The following is a 19,861-nucleotide window of genomic DNA, read 5'->3' as shown; positions in this document are numbered from 1 at the left end:
TATGGACCACGGAAACGGTAGCGGCCCCGCTGAATTCGACGTCGTCATCGTCGGCGCCGGGCCGGTCGGCCTGACCATCGCGAACACCCTGGGCCGCTACGGCGTGCACACCCTGCTGGTGGAGGAACGCCCGAGCCTCATCGACTATCCACGCGGTGTCGGTATCGACGACGAATCCCTGCGCACCATGCAGGCGACCGGCCTGGTGGACCGGATTCTGCCGCATACGAACCCGAACCAGATCATGCGGTTCGTCGACGGGCAGCGGCGGTTGCTGGCCGAGATCGCGCCCACCGACCAGCAGTTCGGCTGGCCCAAACGCAGCGGTTTCATCCAGCCGCTGGTGGACGCCGAACTGCTGGCCGGGCTGGACCGCTTCGACTGCGTAGAGATCCGCTGGGCCACCGCGCTGCGCGAATGCGCGGACACCGGTAGCGAGGTCCTGGTGCGGCTCGATACCGCCGACGGTCCGCAACAGGTGCGGGCCCGGTACGTGGTGGGTTGCGACGGCGGTCGCAGCACCACCCGGCATGCGATGGGGGTGAGTTTCGAGGGCACCACCTCGCCGACCCGCTGGCTGGTGGTCGATATCGACGGTGATCCGCTCGGACATCCGAATGTGGAGGTCGGGGCGGATCCGGCGCGGCCGAATGTCTCCATCTCGCTGGCCCACGGCATCCGCCGGTTCGAATTCCTGCTGCACGACGCCGAATCCGATGCCGACGCCGAGACCCCGGAATTCCTGGCCCGGCTGCTCACACCCTTCGTACCGCATCCGGAACGCCTCGATGTGATCCGGCGCCGGGTCTACACCCATCATTCCCGGATCGCGGGCGAATTCCGGAAGGGCCGGTTGCTGCTGGCCGGGGATGCCGCCCATCTCATGCCGGTCTGGCAGGGCCAGGGCTACAACAGCGGAATCCGGGACGCGGCGAACTTGGGCTGGAAGCTCGCGGCGGTGGTGTCCGGGATCGCCGGCGACGGCCTGCTCGACACCTACGACCAGGAGCGGCGTAAACACGCTCGGGCCATGATCGATCTGTCGACCATGGTCGGGCGGGTCATCTCGCCGACGAACGCCCGGGTCGCCGCCGCCCGGGATGTGGCGGTACGCGGGCTGGCGCTGGTACCGCCGTTGAAACGGTACGTGCTCGGGATGCGGTTCAAACCGATGCCGCGCTACGACCGCGGTGCGGTGGTGCACGGCTGGTCACGGTCGCCGAATTCGGCGGTCGGGACCCTGTTCATCCAGCCGCGGGTCGCCACCCGCGCGCAGCCGGATGTGCTGCTGGACGAAACGCTGGGTCCCTGGTTCGCGGTGCTGTGCTGGAACAACCAGCCCCGGAAACTGCTGGGGGACGCTGAATTCGCCCGGTGGAAGGAACTCGGCGCCCGTTTCGTGGAAGCGCGGCCCGCGACCCAGTTGCACTGGGCGGGGCACGACGACCCCGAGGTGGTGGTGGTCGGTGATCACACCGGCGCCCTGAAGAAATGGTTCGACGGCCAGCTCGATTCGGTGCTTTTCCTGCGCCCGGACCGGTGTATCGCCGGCGCCTGTATCGCCCAGCACGCCCCCGAACTCGGTGCGGCGCTGCGCAAAACCCTCGAACTCGCCCCGGGAGGTACCGATGCCGCTGGCCGTGTGCTGCGTCTCGCACAGCCCGCTCCTTGAACTCCCCGGCCCCGGTCCCGAACTGCTCGCGGAGGTCGGCGAAGCGCTCGACCGGGCCCGGGATTTCGTGCGGGAGTTCGATCCGGAACTGGTGGTGCTGTTCGCCCCCGACCACTACAACGGGTTCTTCTACAAACTCATGCCGCCCTTCTGCCTGGGTACCGCGGCCACCGCGGTCGGGGACTACGGGACCCACGCCGGGCCGTTGAATGTTCCCGAGGATCAGGCCCTGCGGCTGGCCGAAGCGCTGCTCGAGGCCGGAATCGATATCGCGACCGCGGCGGAGATGTCGGTCGACCACGGCACCGTGCAGCCACTCCAGCGCCTGTTCGGCGACGCCACCGCGCGACCGGTCGTCCCGATCTTCGTTAACTCGGTGGCGACGCCACTGGGCCCGCTGCGCCGGGTGCGGGCGCTGGGCACCGCGGTCGGCCGTCATCTCGCGACCTCGGGCAAGCGGGTACTGATCATCGGATCGGGCGGCCTGTCCCACGACCCACCGGTCCCGCAGCGGGCCACCGCCCCCGGGCCGGTTCTGGAACGGATCGTGGGCGGTCGTCCGATGACCACCGAGCAGCGTGCCGCTCGCCAGACCGCGGTGATCGCCGCCGCCCGTGACTTCGCCACCGGCGACAGCCCGCTGCAGGCGCTCAACCCCGATTGGGACCGGGCGTTCCTCGAGCTCGTGGACACCGGCGGGCTGGCCGCCGTGGACGACTGGGACAACAGCGAGATCACCCGGATCGCCGGTAATTCGGCGCACGAGATCAGGACCTGGGTGGCGGCCTTCGCGGCGCTGGCCGCACAGGGGACCTATCGCACCGGCGTCCGCTACTACCGGCCCACACCAGAACTCATCGCCGGCTTCGCCGTCCGTACGGCCCGGCCCGCCGATGAGCCGCGCGACGACAGGAGGCGCTGAGTGAGCACCGACGAGACGGATTTCGACGAAACCGTCGATCTACTGGTGATCGGTTCCGGCGGCGGCGGGATGAGCGCCGCGCTACGCGCCGAAGCACTGGGGCTCGACACCCTGGTGGTGGAGAAAGCCGACTACTACGGCGGCTCCACCGCCCTGTCCGGTGGCGGAATCTGGGTGCCCAACGCGCCCGCGCAGCAGCGGGACGGGTTCGCGCTCGACCCCGACGCGGTGGTCGGTTATCTGCGCACCATCACCGGCGGGCTGGTCACCGACGCACGATTGCGGGCCTACGTCGAGCGGTCACCGGACATGATGGCCTTCCTCGAAGAGCGCAGCCGCTGGCTGGAATTCGTCTGGAAACCGGGTTACGCCGACTACTACCCCGAAATCGACGGCGGTTCGGCACAGGGCAGCACCATCAATGTGCCGCCGATCGATCTGCGCGAACTGGGCGACGAAGAAGAGAAGCTGCTCAAACCGCTGGCCCTGGCGCCGAAGGGGATCTGGCTCGGGCCCAAGGATCTGCGGATGTTCTACCAGGTCCGGCAGAACTGGCGCGGTAAAGCCGTGATGCTGAAACTGATCTGGCGGATGTTCCGGGCCCATGTGTTCGGCGACCGGATCGCCGCGATCGGCCAGTCCCTGATCGCGCGATTGCGGCTGGCCATGCAGGAACGCGATATCCCGCTCTGGCTGAGCTCGCCGATGACCTCGCTGATCACCGGTGCCGACGGGCAGATCACCGGCGCGGTGGTCACCCGCGACGGGAAACCGGTACGGATCCGGGCCCGCCGTGGGGTGATCCTGGCGACCGGCGGATTCGACCACGATATGACCTGGCGTAAAGAGGAACTGCCGGAGGTCGACCAGGACTGGAGTTTCGGTAATCCGGTGGCCCTGGGTGACGGGATCCGAGCCGGACAGCAGGCCGGTGCGGATACCGCGCTGATGGACGAGGCCTGGTGGTTCCCGGCCATCCAATGGCCCGACGGGCGGATGCAGTTCATGCTCAACGAACGCATGATGCCCGCGCAGTTCATCGTGAACGGGTCGGGTAAGCGGTTCATCAACGAGGCCGCGCCCTATATGGACTTCGGACACGCCATGATAGAGGGCCAGCGCACCGGGGTGACCCATATCCCGTGCTGGCTGATCACCGATCACCGGTCCTGGCACAAGTACGTGATCGGCGGCCATCTGCCGATCCCGAAAGTGCCGTTCGCGCCGGTCCCGACCGGATACAAGATGGTGCAGGCATGGCTGGAATCCGGCGTGGTGAAAGCCGCCGGCAGCTACGCCGAACTGGCCGCGAAGATCGAGGTCCCCATCGCCGAACTCGAGGCCACCGCGGCCCGGTTCAACGAACTCGCCCGCGGCGGGCACGACGACGATTTCCAGCGCGGCGACAGCGTGTACGACAACTACTACGGCGATCCCACACTGCCGAATCCGAATCTGTTCCCGCTCGGCAAACCGCCCTATTACGCGTTCCGGATCGTCCTCGGCGACCTCGGCACCTCGGGCGGCCTACGCACCGACGAGCACGCCCGGGTACTGCGTGCCGACGGGTCGGCCATCGACGGACTGTACGCGGTCGGCAATGCCTCGGCCGCGGTCATGGGCCGCAGCTACGCGGGCGCCGGCGCCACCATCGGCCCGGCCATGACCTTCGGATACCTCGCCGCCGAGCACTGCGCCGGGCGAGCACGGTCCGGAGCGGCGGGGGACACCGGCGAAGGGGCGGTCCGGCCGGCCGAAGGAAATGACATGACGATCCGATCCACTGGAGGTAACCGATGAAAATATCCCTCTTCTACGAGTTCGCCCTGCCGCGGCCCTGGAGCGACGACGACGAATTCGAGATGTTCCAGGACGGGCTGACCGAGGTAGAAGCTGCGGATAAAGCCGGTTTCTCCACCGTCTGGCTCACCGAACACCACTTCCTCGAGGAGTACTGCCACGCCACGGCGCCCGAGATGTTCCTCGCCGCGGCCAGCCAGCGCACGAAGAACATCCGGCTCGGTTTCGGTGTCATGCATCTGCCGCCCGGTATCAACCATCCGGTCCGCGCCGCGGAGCGGGTGGCGACCCTGGATCACCTGTCCGGCGGTCGGGTGGAATTCGGAACCGGTGAATCGTCGTCGGTGGCCGAGCTCGGCGGGTTCAATATCGACCCCGCGGACAAGCGCGCCCAGTGGGAGGAAGCCCTCGAGGTCACCATCCGCGCGATGACCGAGAGTCCCTTCAGCGGGTTCAAAGGCGAGCACATCTCCATGCCGCCGCGCAATGTCATCCCGAAACCACGGCAGACGCCGCACCCGCCGCTGTGGGTCGCCTGTACCCGGCCGTCGTCGGTGCAGATGGCAGCCCAGAAGGGTATCGGCGCACTGAGTTTCGCCTATACCGGCCCCGAGGCGCTCGGTGAGCGGGTGCGCGGCTACTACGAGGAATTCGAGAACGCTGCCGCGCCCTCGGTTCCGCAGATGAATCCGAACATTCTCGCCATCGGCGGTGACCTGTCGATGATGGTCGCCAAGACCGACGAGGAAGCCGTGAAACGCCTCGGCGTGGGCGGCGGGTTCTTCTCGTTCGGCATCATGCACTACTACATGACCGGTATGCACACTCCCGGCCGCACCGGCGTATGGGACAGCTACCTGGACGCGGTGAAGGAAGACGAGACCCTCGCCTACGGCCCCGGCCGCGGTGCCATCGGCGGCCCGGACACCGTGCGCGAATTCCTGCGCGGTTACGAGGAGAGCGGGGTCGACGAGATCATTCTGCTGCTCAACCCGCGCAGCCATGAAGGAACGATGGAATCCATCGAGATCATGGGCAAGGAGATCCTGCCGGAGTTCATCGAACGCGATGAGGCCGCCCGGGCCGCGAAGGCCAGGCGGCTCGAGCCGGTCCTGGAGAAGGCCGAAGCGCGGCGCCGGCCCTGGGCGGTGCCGGAATTCGACGAGACCTATTCGATCGGCGGCCTGCCCACCGGCCGCGGCGGCAAGTTCACCGCCAGCGAGATTCCCGAGGCCATGGCCGAGATCAACGAAGGCCGGGTGAAGGCCGCGCAGGCATTGAAGGACCAGCAGCAGGGCTGAACGGCAGCAGCGGGAGAGGAGAGCGCGGTGTCCGAGGTGGACTCGATCGACCGGCGGTGGCGTTACGACGGCAAACGGGTGGTGGTGACCGGTTGCGCGTCCGGTATCGGCGCCTGCCTGGTCACGCAGTTGCGGGACCTGGGCGGCCGGATCGTCGGTCTCGACCGGCTGCGTCCGGGCACCGAACTCGACGAGTTCTACGAAATGGATCAGGCGGATCCGTGGTCCATCGACCGGGCGGCGCGCTCGGTCGGGACCGAGGTGGATGTGCTCTTCAATATCGCCGGCGTCTCCTCCGGCATCGGCGACCCGCTGCGCGTGGCCACCATCAATTTCCTCGGGATGCGGCATTTCACCGAAGCGCTCGTCCCACATATGGAACCGGGTTCGGCGGTGGTCAGTGTCTCCTCGCTGGCCGCCTCCGGATACCTGGAGAACCGCTGGGCGGTCAACGGGTTCCTGGAGACCACCTCGATGGAAGAAGGAATCGCGTGGTGCGCCGCGAATCCGGAAGCCATCGCCGACGGCGGCTACCGGCTGTCCAAAGAGGCGATCATCCTCTACACCGTGCGCCGATCGGTGGAGCTCGCGGGCCGCGGGATCCGGATGAACTGCACCGGGCCCGGCGTCACCGAAACCCCCATCCTGGACCAGCTGCGCTCGGCATACGGCCAGGACTATCTCGACGGGATCCCGAAACCGCTGGGCCGGTCCGCCGATCCCGTCGAACAGGCGTCGGCACTGCTGTTCCTGGGCAGCCGGGCTGCCGGATACATCACCGGTCAGGTGCTGTGGGTCGACGGCGGGAACCTCGCCGCGCGGCTGGCCGGCGAACTGGCCGGACCGCCCCCGGTGCGGCCCACCGGGCCGACCTCACCCGAATCCGCCGGGGTGGTCCCGGGCGAGCCGAAATAGGCAGCTGGAAGGAAAGTGCAACGTGGCAACTCTGACCGATTTCTACACACTCGGTGAAACCGTACGAAACTGGGGCCGCTGGGGCGCCGACGACGAACTCGGCACGCTGAATTTCATCACCCCCGCCAAGGTCGCGGCCGCCGCCGGACTGGTCCGGCACGGGAAGGTTTTCCCGCTGGGTATCGATTTCAGCTCCAACGGACCGCAGGGTGCGTTCAAGTTCCGAGCCAATCCCACGCATGTGATGACCGTCGACGGCGGCGACGCCGCGACACTGGTCGAATACGGCCCGAAATGGCTCCAGAACTCGGTGGCCGGTGAACTGGCCGGGTTCTTCGCCGACAATCCCTTCCGGTTCAACGACGATATGCTCATCATGCCGTTACAGGCCGCCACCCAGTGGGACGCCTTCTCGCACGTCTACTACGACGACAAGCTCTACAACGGGTTCCCGGCGGATTCGGTGACCAGTATGGGCGCTTTCCACTGCGGTATCGAAAAGGTCGACAGCAAGGGCATCACCAGCCGCGGCGTACTGCTGGACCTGGTGAAATACCGCGGCGCGGACGTATTCCTCGAGGTCGGCGAGCCGATCACCGGCGACGAACTCGACGAATGCGCGAAACGGCAGGGCGTGACCATCGAATCCGGCGATATCGTGCTGGTCCGGACCGGCTGGTGGAACCGTTTCCTCGAGGCGCGCAACGGTGCCGAACCGTACAGCGGTCTGGACTGGACCTGCGCGAAATGGTTGCACGAGCACGAGATCGCCGCGGTGGCCGCGGACAACCTCATGGTGGAGAACCCGGTGTCCGGTGTCGACGGCACCTTCCTGCCGCTGCATATGCTCTGCCTCCGCGATATGGGCCTGATGCTCGGCGAATACTGGGATTTCACCGCCCTGGCCGCCGATTGCGCCGCCGACGGAGTCTACGAATTCCAGCTGATCGCACCGCCGCTGCGCGTGGTGGGTGCGGTGGGATCACCGATCAACCCGATCGCCATCAAATAGGAGACCGGTCATGACCTTGGGAAGCACAATGGTGGAGCGCACAGCGTCCGGCGCGGATACCCAGCCGTTCGTCGTCGGCCTCGGCGGGACGTTGCGGGCGAACTCCTCGACCGAACGGGCGTTACGCCACTGCCTGGACGAGGTCGAGAAACGCGGCGGCCGGACCGCCCTGTTCAGCGGCCCGGATATCGATCTGCCGATGTACAACCCGCACGATCCGGCCCGCACCCCGCAGGCCGTCGCGCTGGTGGCGGCGTTGCGCGCCGCCGACGCGGTGATCGTCGGATCGCCGGGCTATCACGGCGCGATCTCCGGGCTGGTGAAGAACGCCCTCGACTATGTCGAGGATATGCGCGCCGATCCCACGGTCTACCTGGACAACAAGCCGTGGGGCTGTATCACCTGTGCCTACGGCTGGCAGGCCGCTGTCGGCACGCTCGGTCAGCTGCGCGGGATCGGGCACGCGCTGCGCGCCTGGCCCACTCCGATCGGGGTCGCGATCAATTCCGCGGACAAGATCTGGGACGAGGCCGGCGCGCTGACCGACCCCGGTGTACAGGGGCAGCTCGAACTGCTGGCCGCGCAGGTGCTCACCACCGCCAAAACCATCGGCGGTAGCGAATGATGCGATACTGCGATACCTCCGCCTTCGCTACGGCCTCCGCGTCCGGATGCCGGACCGGTCGGGCGCAGCTCGGCTCCGGAGGCGGGGCGTGATGCGATACCTCCGCCTTCCCTACGGCCTCCGCGTCCGGATGTCGACCGATCGCCGGACTCGGTCCTTGTGCTCGACGGGAACAGCCCATGAGTGATTACGCGCACCGCACGCTCGTGGTCGACGGGCTGCACACGCATTTCCTGGAGGCGGGTGCCGGTGAACCCGTCGTCCTGTTGCACGGCGGGGAATTCGGGGCTAGTGCCGAAATCGGCTGGGAACACACCATCGGCGCGCTCGCGCAGCGATATCACGTGATCGCCCCGGATATGCTCGGGTTCGGCGAATCGGCGAAAGCCATCGATTTCACCGACGGGCGTGGAATGCGTATCCGGCATATCGCGCGGCTCTGCGCGCTGCTCGGAATCGAATCCGCCTATTTCGTGGGCAATTCCATGGGTGCCGTGAATCTGCTGGCCGATACCACCGCCGAGAATCCGGTCCTACCGGTTCGTGCCATGGTCACCATTTGCGGCGGCGGGCAGATCCGGGCCGGCGAGCATATGCAGGCCCTCTACGATTTCGACGCCACCCTGCCCGCCATGCGCAGGATCGTCACCGCGCTCTTCGCCGCACCCGCGTATCCGGCCGACGAGGACTATGTCCGGCGGCGGTTCGAATCGGCGACGGCCCCGGGCGCCTGGGAGGCGATCGCGGCCGCCCGGTTCCGGCGGCCCGGTGCCCCGCCACCACCCGGCCCGGGGGACCGGCCGTTCGAACGGATCCGGGTCCCGGTCCTGGTAGTCGAGGGCGGCGCCGACAAACTCCTGCCGCCGGGTTGGGCGGCCGATATCGCCGCGCGGATCCCGGATGCTCGCTCGGCGGTCGTCGACGATGCCGGGCACTGTCCGCAGCTGGAACGCCCCGACGCGGTCAACGCCCTGCTCCTGGACTTTCTGGACCGGCAGTCCCGCACCGCGCCGGCGCCGGACTACGCGCGCAGCGGATGAGTCGCCGGCGTCTCGGGGCGAGCGCGCGGGATCGGACTACGGAATGTCGTGAGGAAAGGAAATTCAGCGTATGGGCCACGAGTTGACGGGCAAGGTCGCGGTGGTGACCGGTGGCGCGACCGGCCTGGGCACCGCCATGGTCGAGCGGTTCGTTGCCGAGGGTGCCCGGGTGGTCGTCGGCGATATCGACGTCGAGCGCGGCACCGCTGTGGCGCAGCGCTGCGGTGCGCTCTTCCAGCGCACCGATGTCGGGGAGCAGGATCAGATCGCCGCTCTCGTCGATCTCGCGGTCCAGCGGTTCGGCGGCCTGCACATCATGTGCAACAACGCCGGGATCTCCGGGACGATGCACAAGAGCATCCTGTCCGACGATTTCGGCGACTTCCACCGGGTGATGTCGGTCAATGTGCTCGGTCCGATGGCCGGGACGCGGCAGGCCGCGCGGTATATGTCGGAGCACGGCGGCGGTTCGATCATCAACCTCTCCTCGGTGGGCGGAGTTCAGGCCGGGGGCGGGGTGATGACCTACCGCGCGTCCAAGGCGGCGGTTATCCATTTCACGAAATCGGCGGCAATCGAATTGGCACAGTACGAAATTCGCGTCAACTGCATCGCCCCCGGCAATATCCCCACCGACCTGCTGGCCAAAGCTTCTACCACCATGTCACCGGAGAAGGCCGAGCGGATGACCCGGGCCATGCGGGAGATGATGAACCAGGACCGGCCGCTACCGCGTGAGGGAACGCCCGAGGACGTCGCCGAAGCGGCCGTCTACTTCGCGGGCGACCGATCCCGCTATCTGACCGGGACGGTGCTGACCGTGGACGGCGGCACCACCGCCGGTAAACCGCTGCGCGCCCGGAGATCCGAGAAGGCAGGCTCCGCCGGAGCGCCGGCGGGAGCGTCGTGAACCGGCCGAGTCCCGAGAACCCCACATCGGAAAGAGCAGCGTCATGAAAGTGACTGTCGAACAAGGGAAATGCATTGCCGCCGGGCATTGCGTGATGGCGGCGGACGCGGTCTTCGATCAACGTGAGGACGACGGCATCGTCGTGCTGCTGGACGAGAACCCGCCGGACGAACTCGCCGATGAGGTGCGCGAGGCCGCCGCCGTCTGCCCCGCCATGGCCATCCACGTCCACGAGGAGTAGCAGTGTCGAATACTTCCGGGTCCGAGACCCACACCGGAACCGTCCTGAACTATCCGCTGGACCGGGCTCCCGGGTGCCCGTTCGCGCCGCCGCCGGAAGTCCTGGGCCTGGTCACCGAGGCCCCGCTCAGCCGGGTCCGCATCTGGGACGGCAGTACGCCGTGGCTGGTCACCGGGTACACCGAGCTGAAATCGCTCATGTCCGATCCGCGGATCAGCGTCGAGGACCATCATCCCGGCTTCCCGCACTGGAACGAGGGCATGCTCGACCTGGTGAACCACCGGGCCAAATCGGTGTTCAACACCGACGGGGAGGAGCACAGCCGGTTCCGCCGGATGATGACCAAACCCTTCACGGTGAAGCGCGTCGATGCCCTGCGCCCGGCGATCCAGCAGATCACCGACGACCATATCGACGCCGTCCTCGCCGGCCCGCAGCCCGCCGACCTGGTCGAGGCGCTGGCGCTGCCGGTGCCGTCGCTGGTGATCAGCGAAATGCTGGGTGTGCCCTACGAGGATCACGAGTTCTTCCAGCAGCACGCGACGACCGGTGTCTCGCGCTACGCCACCAAAGAGGAAGCGGCGAACGGGCGGGTCGGGCTGGCCCGGTACCTGATCGATCTGATCAAGTCCAAAATGGAGAACCCGGCCGAGGATATGGTCACCGAACTCGCCGAACGGGTCACCGCGGGCGAGATCTCCATGAAAGAGGCCGCCCAGATCGGCACCGGCGTCCTCATCGCCGGACACGAGACCAGCGCGAACATGATCTCGCTCGGTACTCTCGCCCTGCTCGAGAACCCCGACCAGCTGGCGCTGCTGCGAGATACCGACGATCCCAAGGTCGTCGCGAACGCCGTCGAGGAACTGCTGCGCTATCTGAGCATCATCCAGAACGGTCAGCGGCGGGTGGCGCTCGACGATATCGAGATCGGCGGGCACACCATCAAGGCCGGTGAGGGCGTGATCATCGACCTCGCCCCGGCCAACTGGGATCCGAACCAGTTCGCCGAGCCCGACAAACTCGACCTGACCCGTCCGGCCCGGCTGCACGTCGGCTTCGGTTTCGGCCCGCATCAGTGCGTCGGCCAGCAGCTGGCCCGGGTCGAACTGCAGATCGTCTTCAGAACCCTGCTGCGGCGGATTCCGACCATGCGCCTGGCGATTCCGATCGAAGACGTCGAATTCAAACACGACAAGCTGGCCTACGGCGTGTACCGCCTACCCGTGACGTGGTGACCACGCCGCACGACTCCGGAGAGGAGACCGACCTGTGACGACCAGCGCGCCCAGCGACGTCTACTACGACCCCTACGATGTCGAGCTCAACGCCGACCCGTATCCCATGTTCAAACGGCTCCGCGACGAGCGGCCGCTGTACTACAACGAGACCCACGATTTCTTCGCGATCAGCCGTTTCGCCGATGTGAACGCCGCGCTGATCGACAAGGACACCTTCAGTTCGGCGCGCGGCGCGATCATCGAACTGATCAAGGCGAATATCGAGATCCCGCCGGGGGTACTGATCTTCGAGGATCCGCCGATCCACACCATGCACCGCAAACTGCTGTCGCGCATGTTCACCCCGCGCAAGATCTCCGCGCTGGAGGAGAAGGTGCGCGAATTCTGCCGGCGCAGCCTCGACCCGCTCGTCGATACCGGCCGGATCGATTTCATCGCCGATCTGGGCGCGCAGATGCCGATGCGCACCATCGGCATGCTGCTCGGTATCCCGGAAGAGGACCAGGAAGCCGTCCGGGATTTCGCCAACGACCAGATGCGCACCGAAGAGGGCAAACCGATGGAGGTCTCCACGGAGAGCCTGGCCAGCGGTGAACTCTTCGAGAAGTACGTCGACTGGCGTGCCGAGAACCCGTCCGACGACATCATCTCCGAACTGCTGAACGTGGAGTTCGAGGACGAGACCGGCACCCTGCGCCACCTCACCCGGGCCGAGATCCTCACCTACATCAATGTGGTGTCCGGCGCCGGTAACGAGACCACCACCCGGCTCATCGGCTGGGCGGGCAAGGTCCTCTCCGAGCACCCCGACCAGCGCCGCGAACTCGTCCGCAACCCGGCCCTGATCCCGGCCGCTATCGAGGAACTGCTGCGCTACGAACCACCGGCGCCGCATGTCGCGCGCTATGTCACCCGGGATATCGAATTCCACGGCACGACGGTGCCCGAGGGCAGCGCCATGATGATGCTCATCGGCGCCGCCAACCGCGACCACCGGCAATTCGCCCCGGACGGTGACGTTTTCGATATCCACCGGGAAGCGAAACCGCACCTGGCCTTCAGTGTGGGCACCCATTTCTGCATGGGTTCGGCACTGGCGAGGTTGGAGGGCCGGATCGCATTGGAGGAGATCCTGAAGCGTTTCCCGGAGTGGGAGGCCGACGCGACGAACGCGAAACTGTCGCCGACCTCCACGGTGCGCGGCTGGGAGTCCATGCCGGCGACCTTCTGATCCGGCGGGCGGATACCGAGCGGGCCGCGCACACCGAGAGGTGGGTGCGGCCCGGCCGTCCGATTCAGGACGGAAAGTGTCCTATATCCGCGACACACTCGAATCATGAGCGAAATCGACACGACCGCGGGACAGCCGGATCAGACCGATATCACCGAATACGACGATCCGAACGCGCCGTGGAACCAGGCCTGGGACGAGCAGGGCGATATCGCCCACTGGAACGATGATGTGATCAAGGAGTTCCGGGAGAACTCGGGCAGGGTGGGCGGTGCGTACGCGGGCGGGGACCTCATCCTGCTCACCACCACGGGAGCCAGGAGCGGTAAGCGGCACACGACTCCGCTGGGGCCCCTGTACCGGGGCGACACCATGTACGTGAGCTCGTTCATCGAGGACAAGTACCCGGCCTGGTGGCACAACATCAAGGCGAACCCGCAGGTCACCATCGAGCTCCGGGACAAGACCTACCGGGCGACCGGCACAGTGCTCGAAGGCGCGGACTACGACGAGTTCGCGGCCTGGGCACTGGCCGCCAACCCGCTGCTGGCGGACTTCCAGTCCAAGGTCGACCGGCCGGTGCCGTTGGTCGTGCTGACCTTCGACGGCGAGGGCTGAGTGCTCCCGGCCACGGTGTGTAGCTGCACCGGTGTGGCGCTGCCGCACCGGTTTCCGTGTCCCCCCGGGTGTGGTTTCAGAGGGTCGCCACATGGCGTTCCAGCACGGTGAGAATTGTGGCGCGGTCGACGGACCCGTGCGGTGTGACCGCGTCCAGTGACAGGCCGGAGACCAGTGCGGCGAGATGCGCGGCGGCCGCGGCCGGGGCGTCCGTCCCGGTCGCGGCCACCGCCTCGGTCAGTACCAGCCGCAGGTCGGCGGCCATCCGCCGGACCACCGGTGCGAACGCCGAGTCGAGCCGGGCGGCGGCGAACACCTCCAGGAGGACGACCGCCTCGCGATGACGTTCCTCGTCCAGCGGCACCAGTTCCGCGAGCACGGTGAGCAGGTGCCGGCGGGCGGCCTTGCCGTCCCCGTTCCCGGGTGCGGGATGGCGGACCAGTCGCTGTCCCATCCGGTCGCCGACCTCGGTCGCTACGGCCACGATGAGTGCTTCGTGGTCGGTGAAGTAGTGCCGCACCGATCCGACGTTCAGGCCGGCTTCCGCCGCGACCTTCCGGAAGGTCGCCGCGGCGATACCGCCGCGCACGATCAGGCGCAGCGCGGCGTCGACGATATGGCGGCGGCGCGCCTCGGCATCTACTCGGACCGGCACCGCCACAGTCTAGAAAATCGGTTCAGGTATTTATCACGGGTGTGATACAAAACGATCGCTGATACCGACCGTGTGGAAGGGACCGATCATGGACGAGGCCGCGGCGATCGCCGCCAACCGGGCGAACTGGGACGACCGCGCCGAGGTCCACCGGCGTTCGCGGATGTACGACGTCGATGCCTTCGTGGCCGATACCGGACGAATCTCCCCGGTGGTGCGCAACGATCTGGCGGTGCTGGCCGCGCATCTGCCCGAATCCGGGGTGCGGGGCCGGTCGCTGTTGCATCTGCAGTGCCATATCGGCATCGATACGCTCTCCTGGGCCCGCCTGGGCGCAACAGATGTGCACGGGCTCGACTTCTCGCCCAACTCGCTGGGCCACGCTGCGCGCATCGCGCAGTCCGCCGGCCATTCGATCACCTTCGTGGAAGGCGACGCGCGATTCGCCTCGACCGTGCTGGACAGGCGGTTCGACCTCGTCGTCACCAGCGCGGGAACGATCGTATGGCTACCCGACCTGGGGGACTGGGCGCGATCGATCCACGACCTACTCGAACCCGGTGGCGTATTCCTGATCCGCGACGACCATCCGATCCTCGGGTCGATGGAATTCGAGCCCTGGCAGATCAACGACGATTACCTGGGTGGCGGTGGTCCGCGGACCTACATCGAATCGGGCAGCTATACCGAGGATTCGGCCGGGCAGATCGCGCACGACACTGTGTCGGAGTGGCGGCACGGCCTGGGTGAGGTGGTCGGTGCGCTGCTGCGAGCGGGTCTGCGAATCGAGGCGGTCGAGGAACTGCCGATCATGGATTGGCCCGCTTTCCCGGATCTGGTGCCGTGCCCGCAGGGTTGGACGCTGCCGCCGGAAGCGCCGCGGATCCCACTGAACTTCGCCGTCGTGGCCACGCGACCGGGGTGAGCGCGGCCTGATCCGGTTCTCCCAGCGATGGGGTGCGGATGCCGAATCGGGCGGAGACCGCGCGTTCGTCCGGACGTCGACGACGAGAACCGTGGCGGCGGAGCAATTCTGCGGCCTCGGATATCTCCCCTCTACGCTGGGCTGATGTTCTTCATTTTCGGTTTCGGCACCAAGCGGCGGAACCTCGGCCCCGGCGGAACCCGGAGCTGCCCACGCTGTCACAACACAACGCAGTGGCTGCGTGTCCGGGAGTTCCGGCAGTTCACAGTGTTCTTCGTGCCGGTCGCGCGCTGGAAGCGCCGTTCGCTCGAGGTGTGCGGTATCTGCGGCACCGCGGTCCAGGTCTGAGCCGCGGCGCCGGCGCTGTTCACCGGCGCATTGCCGTCGGGTGATATCCGGTCCGGCGGCGCCCCGGCCGGTTCAGTCGAGGAACATATCCGGGATCGGGCTCGGGCCGCCGCCGTATTCCGACAGGTCGGTCCGGCCGGATTCGATGAGGGCGGCGGCGTCGATATGGCAGTTGCCGGTGTTGTACCGCGCCTCGCGGGACAGGATATCCGCGGCGGCATCGCCCATGATCCGTGGATCCCGCGACCGCTCCAGCAGATCGGTGCCGTCGGGGAGATTCGCTACCGCCGAGGTCGCGATATAGGTCTGCGGCCACAGGCAGTTCGCGGCGATACCGGCCTCGGCGAACTCCGCCGCCCAGCCGAGGGTCAGCAGGGTCATCCCGTACTTCGAGAGGGTGTAGGACGGGTGCGCCCCGAGCCAGCGGGGGCTGGTGTTCAGCGGCGGCGCGATGGTCAGGATATGCGGATTCGGAGCCTGCCGCAGATGCGGTAGGCAGGCCCGGGTCAGCAGGAAGGTGCCGCGCAGGTTGATCTGCTGCATCAGGTCGAATTTCTTGGCCGAGAGTTTCTCGGTGGGTTCGGTGGCGATGGCGCTGGCATTGTTCACGCAGTAGTCGATCCGGCCGAACCGTTCGAGCGCGGTGTCGACAACTCGCGCGACATCCTCTTCCACCCGCACATCGCCGACCACAGCGGCTGCTTTCCCACCCGCCGCCTCGATCTCGGCGACCGCGGTGTGCACGGTCCCCGGCAGCCTCGGATGCGGTTCGGCCGTTTTGGCCAGCAGGACCACGTTCGCCCCGCGGCGGGCGGCCGACAGGGCGACGGCGAGCCCGATACCGCGGCTGGCTCCGGAGATCACCAGGGTCCGGTCGGTGAAGATCTGCTGTTCGGTCGGCATGTCACTCCTGGTCGATTATGCGTTCGCGCGAAGCGGTATTGGCATTCTCATTTTCTGCAAGTATCATATTCAACGATGAGCGACACAGTCCATACCTCCTCGGGTATCCCGCTCGATCCGGTCTACGGGCCGGACGACCGGCATACCGAACCGCCCGCGCCCGGCGCGTTTCCGTTCACCCGGGGCAACTACGCCACCGGATACCGGGGACGGCTGTGGACCTTCCGGCAGTACTCGGGCTTCGGCACCGCCGAAGAGTCCAACCGCCGCTACCGCTATCTGCTCGAACAGGGCGGTACCGGTCTGTCGGTCGCGCTCGACCTGCCGACCCAGTGCGGTTACGACTCCGACGATCCCGAGGTGGGCGAGGAGGTCGGCCGGGTCGGGGTCGCGGTCGACACCCTCGCCGACGCCGAGATCCTCTTCGACGGAATACCGCTGGACAAGATCAGCACCAGCTTCACCATCAACGGCACGGCCGCGATCCTGCTCGCGTTCTACGTCGCCGCGGCGGAGAAGAAAGGTGTGCCCCGGGAGAAACTCACCGGCACCATCCAGAACGACATCCTGAAGGAATACGCCTCGCGCGGCACCTGGATCTGGCCCCCGCAGCCCTCCCTGCGGCTCATCGCCGACACCATCGAGTTCTGTGCCGCCGAAGTGCCGCGGTTCAACGCGATCTCGGTGGCGGGCGCCCATTTCCGCGACGCCGGCGCGACCGCGGTCCAGGAGATGGCGTTCACGCTGGCCGACGGGGTCACCTACTGCGATACCGTCGTCGAACGCGGGCGGATGAGTATCGAGAAGTTCGCCCCGCAGATCTCGTTCTTCTTCTACACCCACGGCGATTTCTTCGAGGAGATCGCCAAATACCGGGCCGGCCGGCGGCGGTGGGCGACCATTGTGCGCGAACGCTACGGCGCCACCTCGGACAAGGCCTCGATGTTCCGTTTCGGCTGTGTGGCCGGCGGCGCCTCTCTCTACGCTCCGCAAGCGCAGAACAATCTCGTCCGGATCGCCTACGAGGCGATGGCGGCGGTGCTCGGCGGTGTGCAGTCGATGTTCACCGCGGCCTGGGACGAGCCGTTCGCACTGCCCAGCGAGGAATCGGCGACCATGGCGCTGCGCACCCAGCAGATCCTCGCCTACGAGACCGGGGTGACCCGGGTGGCCGATCCGCTCGGCGGCTCGTATTTCGTGGAAGCGCTCACCGATAAGACCGAAGCGGCCATCCAGGAGATCATGACCGACCTGGAGAACCGCGGCGGGATGGTTCGGGCCATCGAGGACGGATATCTCCAGGGCCTGATCGCCGACGAAGCCTACAAGTTGCACCAGGAGATCGAATCCGGCGTCAAACCGGTGGTCGGGGTGAACAAATTCGTCTCCGATGAACCCGCTCCCGAGATCTCCACCTACGAGCTCGACGCCGAGGGCCGCGAGAAACAGTTGAAACGGCTGGCCAAGGTGAAGGCCGAACGGGATTCCGCCGCCGTGCGCGACACACTCGCCGCGCTCTCCCGGGCCGCCGAAGGAGACGAGAATCTGATGCACCGTCTGGTCGATTGCGCGAACGCCTACTGCACAGTCGGCGAGATGACCGCCGCGCTCAAATCGGTATGGGGCGAATTCCAGCAGCCGGTGGTGTTCTGATGACCGCGCGCGTACTGGTCGCCAAACCCGGACTCGACGGGCACGACCGCGGTGCCAAGATCGTCGCCCGCACCCTGCGCGATGCCGGGTTCGAAGTGGTCTACACCGGGATCCGGCAGCGGATCGAGGACATCGTCTCCATCGCGGTCCAGGAGGATGTCGCCGTCGTCGGCCTGAGCATCCTGTCCGGAGCCCATGTGGCACTGACGAAACGGGTCGTCGACGCGCTCCGTGCCGCCGATGCCGCCGATATCGCGGTCGTGGTCGGCGGCACCATCCCACAGGGCGATATCGAGAAACTGCGCGAGGCCGGCGCCGCCGCCGTCTTCCCGACCGGGACCGCCCTGGATGTGCTGGTCACCGAGATGCGGGCGCTGACCGGAACACCGGCACCGCCCACACCCTGACCCCCGGACGCCGCGCGTCCGGGCCCGGAGCCGCCGCCATGACGGTGGGCGGCGGCTCCACCCGAATCATGAGAGTGGAGGAATCGTGCGGATCGGCGTGATGATCGGACCCGAGCGCGGCGATACCGCGCGCAAGGCCGCCCGGATGATCGACGACATCAGATGGGCCGAAGCGGCCGGTATGGATACGGCCTGGATTCCCCAGATCCCCACGGATTTCGACGCACTGATCACCGTGGCACTGCTGGGATCGGTGACCGAATGGATCGAACTCGGCACCGCGGTGGTCCCACTCCAGGCACAGCATCCGATCGCCCTGGCCCGCCAGGCGATATCCGCGCACGCGGTCGCCGGCGGCCGGCTCGCGCTCGGTATCGGCCCGTCGCATCACTGGATCGTGCAGGACATGCTCGGGCTGCCCTACGAGAAACCGGCCGCCTACACCCGCGACTACCTCGAGGTCCTGAATCCGGCGCTGCACGGTCCGGGCACCATCGAGGTCTCGAACGGGAGCTTCACGGTGCGCAATCCGCTCGACCTCGGACCGGTGGCACCCCTGCCGGTGCTGGTGGCGGCGCTGGGCCCGGTCATGCTGCGGATCGCCGGCGAACACGCCGACGGCACCATCCTGTGGATGGCCGACGAACGCGCCATCGCCGACCATATCGCCCCCCGGATCACCAAGGCCGCCGCCGACGCCGGTCGCGGCGCCCCGCGAATCGTGGCCGGCCTGCCGATCTGCCTGTGCGCGAACGCCGATATCGAAACCGCCCGCGAGCGCGCAAACCGGATCCTCGGCGAGGCCGAGGTGTCACCCAACTACCAGCGGTTGCTGGAACAGGGCGACGCCCGCGATATCGGCGATATCTGTATCGCCGGCGACGAGGACGCGATCGCCGCCGGCCTGCGCCGGTACGCCGAGGCCGGCGCCACCGACCTCTCGGTCCGCCTGCTGCCGATCGGCGACAACCGCGACGAACTGGTCGCCTCCAAACGGCGCACCCGGGAGACGATCGCGGAAATCGCGAAGGACCTGCGATGATGCGATACCTCCGCCTTCGCTACGGCCTCCGCGGGCCGCATGCGACTCCTTCGGGGGAGCAATGATGATGCGATACCTTCGGCCTCCGCGGACCCGCATCAACCGTCTTCGAGGAGGTATCGGTGATGCGGTGTCTGCGCCTTCGCTTCGGTCTCCGCGGGCCGCATGCGACTCCTTCGGGGGAGCAATGATGGTGCGATACCTTCGGCCTCCGCGGACCCGCATCAACCGTCTTCGAGGAGGTATCGGTGATGCGGTGTCTGCGCCTTCGCTTCGGTCTCCGCGGGTCGAATGGAACGGCTTCGGGGGAGTGTCGGTGATGGGATACCTCCGCCTTCGCGACAGCCTCCGCGGACCGTACGAACCTGCTTCGAGGGAGTGTTGAGGATGCGGTGCCTTC

The 19,861-nt window shown here is 67.2% G+C and carries 20 protein-coding genes; 18 read left to right on the top strand and 2 right to left on the bottom strand.

Annotated elements, in window-relative coordinates; translation table 11 throughout:
• Position 1: 1 nt before the first annotated feature.
• From ACWEWT_RS17620 to ACWEWT_RS17560, 13 genes are all read left to right on the top strand, one after another.
• Positions 2 to 1,672, top strand: a complete 1,671-nt coding sequence (locus tag ACWEWT_RS17620) for a bifunctional 3-(3-hydroxy-phenyl)propionate/3-hydroxycinnamic acid hydroxylase (RefSeq protein ID WP_452560121.1) — start codon at positions 2 to 4, stop codon at positions 1,670 to 1,672.
• Positions 1,629 to 2,594 (top strand): 3-carboxyethylcatechol 2,3-dioxygenase, encoded by a 966-nt coding sequence (locus ACWEWT_RS17615; protein WP_452560119.1) that lies wholly within the window; start codon positions 1,629 to 1,631, stop codon positions 2,592 to 2,594. Before ACWEWT_RS17620 ends, ACWEWT_RS17615 begins: the two co-directional genes overlap by 44 nt.
• Entirely contained in the window at positions 2,595 to 4,394 is a 1,800-nt protein-coding gene (locus ACWEWT_RS17610; protein WP_452560118.1) for an FAD-binding protein, read from the top strand.
• Complete coding sequence (locus tag ACWEWT_RS17605; RefSeq protein WP_452560116.1) at positions 4,391 to 5,695, top strand: LLM class flavin-dependent oxidoreductase; 1,305 nt, start codon at positions 4,391 to 4,393, stop codon at positions 5,693 to 5,695. Before ACWEWT_RS17610 ends, ACWEWT_RS17605 begins: the two co-directional genes overlap by 4 nt.
• 36 nt (positions 5,696 to 5,731) lie before the next feature.
• Positions 5,732 to 6,610, top strand: coding sequence for a coniferyl-alcohol dehydrogenase (locus ACWEWT_RS17600; protein ID WP_452560169.1), 879 nt, complete (start codon positions 5,732 to 5,734; stop codon positions 6,608 to 6,610).
• 22 nt (positions 6,611 to 6,632) lie between these two features.
• Positions 6,633 to 7,622 (top strand): cyclase family protein, encoded by a 990-nt coding sequence (locus ACWEWT_RS17595; protein ID WP_452560115.1) that lies wholly within the window; start codon positions 6,633 to 6,635, stop codon positions 7,620 to 7,622.
• A 10-nt stretch (positions 7,623 to 7,632) separates the two neighbouring features.
• Positions 7,633 to 8,247 carry an NADPH-dependent FMN reductase gene (locus ACWEWT_RS17590; protein WP_452560114.1) on the top strand — a complete coding sequence of 205 codons (615 nt, stop codon included), beginning with the start codon at positions 7,633 to 7,635 and terminating at the stop codon, positions 8,245 to 8,247.
• 179 nt (positions 8,248 to 8,426) lie between these two features.
• A complete protein-coding gene (locus ACWEWT_RS17585) occupies positions 8,427 to 9,287 on the top strand; it encodes an alpha/beta fold hydrolase (RefSeq protein ID WP_452560113.1) in 861 nt (286 codons plus the stop codon).
• A 70-nt stretch (positions 9,288 to 9,357) separates the two neighbouring features.
• Positions 9,358 to 10,197: an SDR family NAD(P)-dependent oxidoreductase gene (locus tag ACWEWT_RS17580; RefSeq protein ID WP_452560112.1), complete on the top strand. Its 840-nt coding sequence runs from the start codon at positions 9,358 to 9,360 to the stop codon at positions 10,195 to 10,197.
• A gap of 43 nt (positions 10,198 to 10,240) precedes the next feature.
• Positions 10,241 to 10,438, top strand: coding sequence for a ferredoxin (locus tag ACWEWT_RS17575; protein ID WP_030521171.1), 198 nt, complete (start codon positions 10,241 to 10,243; stop codon positions 10,436 to 10,438).
• Between the two features lie 2 nt (positions 10,439 to 10,440).
• On the top strand, positions 10,441 to 11,676 hold the full coding sequence (locus tag ACWEWT_RS17570) for a cytochrome P450 (protein WP_452560111.1): 1,236 nt from the start codon (positions 10,441 to 10,443) through the stop codon (positions 11,674 to 11,676).
• 34 nt (positions 11,677 to 11,710) lie between these two features.
• A complete protein-coding gene (locus tag ACWEWT_RS17565) occupies positions 11,711 to 12,910 on the top strand; it encodes a cytochrome P450 (protein ID WP_452560109.1) in 1,200 nt (399 codons plus the stop codon).
• A 105-nt stretch (positions 12,911 to 13,015) separates the two neighbouring features.
• Positions 13,016 to 13,528 carry a nitroreductase/quinone reductase family protein gene (locus ACWEWT_RS17560; protein ID WP_452560107.1) on the top strand — a complete coding sequence of 171 codons (513 nt, stop codon included), beginning with the start codon at positions 13,016 to 13,018 and terminating at the stop codon, positions 13,526 to 13,528.
• Between the two features lie 76 nt (positions 13,529 to 13,604).
• Here the strand turns inward: ACWEWT_RS17560 and ACWEWT_RS17555 are convergent, their stop codons facing one another.
• Positions 13,605 to 14,183 carry a TetR/AcrR family transcriptional regulator gene (locus ACWEWT_RS17555; RefSeq protein ID WP_452560106.1) on the bottom strand — a complete coding sequence of 193 codons (579 nt, stop codon included), beginning with the start codon at positions 14,181 to 14,183 and terminating at the stop codon, positions 13,605 to 13,607.
• A gap of 88 nt (positions 14,184 to 14,271) precedes the next feature.
• Here ACWEWT_RS17555 and ACWEWT_RS17550 point away from each other — a divergent pair, with 88 nt between their 5' ends.
• On the top strand, positions 14,272 to 15,108 hold the full coding sequence (locus tag ACWEWT_RS17550) for a class I SAM-dependent methyltransferase (RefSeq protein ID WP_452560105.1): 837 nt from the start codon (positions 14,272 to 14,274) through the stop codon (positions 15,106 to 15,108).
• 144 nt (positions 15,109 to 15,252) lie between these two features.
• Positions 15,253 to 15,456 carry a zinc-ribbon domain-containing protein gene (locus tag ACWEWT_RS17545; protein WP_452560104.1) on the top strand — a complete coding sequence of 68 codons (204 nt, stop codon included), beginning with the start codon at positions 15,253 to 15,255 and terminating at the stop codon, positions 15,454 to 15,456.
• 72 nt (positions 15,457 to 15,528) lie between these two features.
• Here the strand turns inward: ACWEWT_RS17545 and ACWEWT_RS17540 are convergent, their stop codons facing one another.
• On the bottom strand, positions 15,529 to 16,359 hold the full coding sequence (locus tag ACWEWT_RS17540) for an SDR family oxidoreductase (protein ID WP_452560103.1): 831 nt from the start codon (positions 16,357 to 16,359) through the stop codon (positions 15,529 to 15,531).
• Between the two features lie 75 nt (positions 16,360 to 16,434).
• Here ACWEWT_RS17540 and ACWEWT_RS17535 point away from each other — a divergent pair, with 75 nt between their 5' ends.
• The 3 genes from ACWEWT_RS17535 to ACWEWT_RS17525 all read left to right on the top strand — a co-directional run bounded on the left by ACWEWT_RS17535 (position 16,435) and on the right by ACWEWT_RS17525 (position 19,461).
• Positions 16,435 to 18,012, top strand: coding sequence for a methylmalonyl-CoA mutase family protein (locus ACWEWT_RS17535; RefSeq protein ID WP_452560101.1), 1,578 nt, complete (start codon positions 16,435 to 16,437; stop codon positions 18,010 to 18,012).
• Complete coding sequence (locus ACWEWT_RS17530) at positions 18,012 to 18,419, top strand: cobalamin-dependent protein (protein ID WP_452560099.1); 408 nt, start codon at positions 18,012 to 18,014, stop codon at positions 18,417 to 18,419. The genes ACWEWT_RS17535 and ACWEWT_RS17530 overlap by 1 nt, the downstream gene beginning before the upstream one ends.
• Before the next feature lie 85 nt (positions 18,420 to 18,504).
• Positions 18,505 to 19,461: an LLM class F420-dependent oxidoreductase gene (locus ACWEWT_RS17525; protein ID WP_452560097.1), complete on the top strand. Its 957-nt coding sequence runs from the start codon at positions 18,505 to 18,507 to the stop codon at positions 19,459 to 19,461.
• Positions 19,462 to 19,861 lie beyond the last annotated feature (400 nt).

It is taken from the genome of Nocardia sp. NPDC003963 (assembly GCF_053605105.1).
This window is presented reverse-complemented; position numbering and strand designations above follow the sequence as displayed.